Annotated in this window: 2 protein-coding genes; both read right to left on the reverse strand. The window is 59.5% G+C overall.

Annotated elements, in window-relative coordinates; all coding sequences use genetic code 11:
• The coding region (locus AC097L_RS23310) for an IS91 family transposase (protein ID WP_479589123.1) at positions 1 to 679 on the reverse strand (679 nt) is incomplete at its 3' end.
• Between the two features lie 10 nt (positions 680 to 689).
• Entirely contained in the window at positions 690 to 1,565 is an 876-nt protein-coding gene (locus AC097L_RS23315; protein WP_479584041.1) for a tyrosine-type recombinase/integrase, read from the reverse strand.
• Positions 1,566 to 2,074 lie beyond the last annotated feature (509 nt).

Here is a 2,074-nt window from a genome sequence, read left to right on the forward strand (position 1 = left end):
ACTTTTGATCGGCCAGTCCTGCGTATTCGCCAAAGAACTGCAGCTTGCCCGCGCGGTGCACAGCAACGAGTTCTTCCAGGAAGCGTCGGCGAAACAGACGTGAGAGCACCCGCACCGACAGGAAGAACCCCGGCTTGCAGGAAACCCAACGTTTGCCGTCTGGCGAGAGACCACCACCTGGAACGATTCCATGCACATGAGGATGGTGCGTGAGTGCCGACCCCCAGGTGTGCAGAACAAGGGTGACCCCGACCTGTGCCCCCAGATGCCTGGGGTCCGCTGCGATGGTGCCCAGCACTTCGGCAGCAACCTCAAACAGCAGACCGTAGACGATGGCCTTGTTGTAATAGGCAATAGCGCTGATGGGTGCGGGTAAGGTGAAGACCACGTGGTAGTAGTCCACCGGCAGGAGATCGACTTGCCGGGCCTCCAACCAGCGTTTGGCTGCATTGGCCTGGCACTTGGGGCAATGCCGGTTACGGCATGAGTTGTAGGCTACCTCAATCTGCGCACAGTCAGGACAGCGAAGCACGTGTCCTCCCAGCGCCGCGGTACGGCACTGCTCGATGGCTGACATGACCTTGAGCTGACCCAGGCTCAAATGCGAGGCTTGAGCAAGCCGCAAGGCAGGCCCATGGGCACGGAAGATGTCCGCGACCTCCAGGGCGCTGTGGCCCATGGCGTGATTCTTACGAGGGTCGCAGTGTTTCCAATGGGCTGATCACTTCGCGCAGGATCTCGGTGGCCACCTGGACATACTGTGCCGTGGTGTCCAGGCGCTTGTGGCCCAGCAGCACCTGAATCACGCGGATGTCGACCTTCTGTTCCAGCAGGTGAGTCGCAAAAGCATGCCTCAAGCTGTGCATGGAGACGCGCTTGTCGATCCTGGCCAAGGTGGCAGCGTCGTGGACGGCCCGGTTGAGTTGGCGGGTGCTCAGCGCCTCAAGAGGGTCCAGGCCCGGAAACAGCCAGCCACCATCGAGCATCTTGCCTTGGGCGCGCGCCACACGCCACCACACACGCATACGTTCCAGCAATATCGGCGAGAGCATGGCATACCGGTCCTTGCGGCCTTTGCCCTGCTCCACGCGCAGCGTCATGCGCTGGCTGTCGATGTCTCCTACCTTGATGGCAACCACTTCACCGACACGCAGCCCGGTGCCATAGGCCACCGATAACGCAGTCTGGTGTTTGATGTGGCCGACTGCCGCAATAAGTCTACCCACCTCTTCCTTGCTCAAAACCACGGGAAGCCTTTGGGGAACGCGCACCGACTGCATCCTGGCCATGACGTCTTTGCAACCCAGTGTGACGTCAAAGAGGAACGTCAACCCGGTGATCGTTGCGTTGAGGGTAATGGGCGAGGTGCCTGCGTCCACCAGGTGCAGTTGAAAGCGGCGAAGGTCTTCAACGCTGGCGGTGTGAGGGGACTTGCCCAGAAATTCCCCGAATCGACTGACGGCACGGATATAGGCAGATTGGGTCTTGGGCGCGAGTTGGCGCATGCGCATGTCCTCCAGCATGCGTTGGCGCAGTGGGGAGACGGGTTGATTCGATGATTCCATGGCTGTGCTCCTGTTGTGAACGAGGCCAATTGCCTCAATTCACAACATAGGCACGCACATCCCCCTGTGCAAAACACACACGCCGGCTCGGAGACTACCGCGACAGCGGTTTCGTCCAATGTCCCGAAGCTGCCGGTCTGGCTTGAATAATGCAGACCTTCGTAGACTTCGGTGTGCAGCCAGTTCCAGATAGTTGATCCGTTTTTTCGAAACCGGTCGTGCTTCTGAAAGGGCCGTGTGAATGGCGGTCAAGAAACGCTCTTTTCTGGCGGTGAGGTGGCGGTCGAGGGTCACTCCGGATGGCGAGCTATGAGGACGCACAGCGGCGTGGCAAGTCAGCGCGCGTGAGTGCAAGTCCGAGCGAGATTAGGTTGTATTTCCTCCTTGAAGACCTGTATTCATAACTTTCCGAGCGCGCTCCCACAGCCAGAAAAGTGTGGCTTTACACAGCCGCCAACAGGGTGGCCTATTCGAGCGCGTATGGGTGTCCGCCACGCTGGCATCTATTC

Source organism: Rhodoferax sp. RT5P35 (assembly GCF_056521385.1).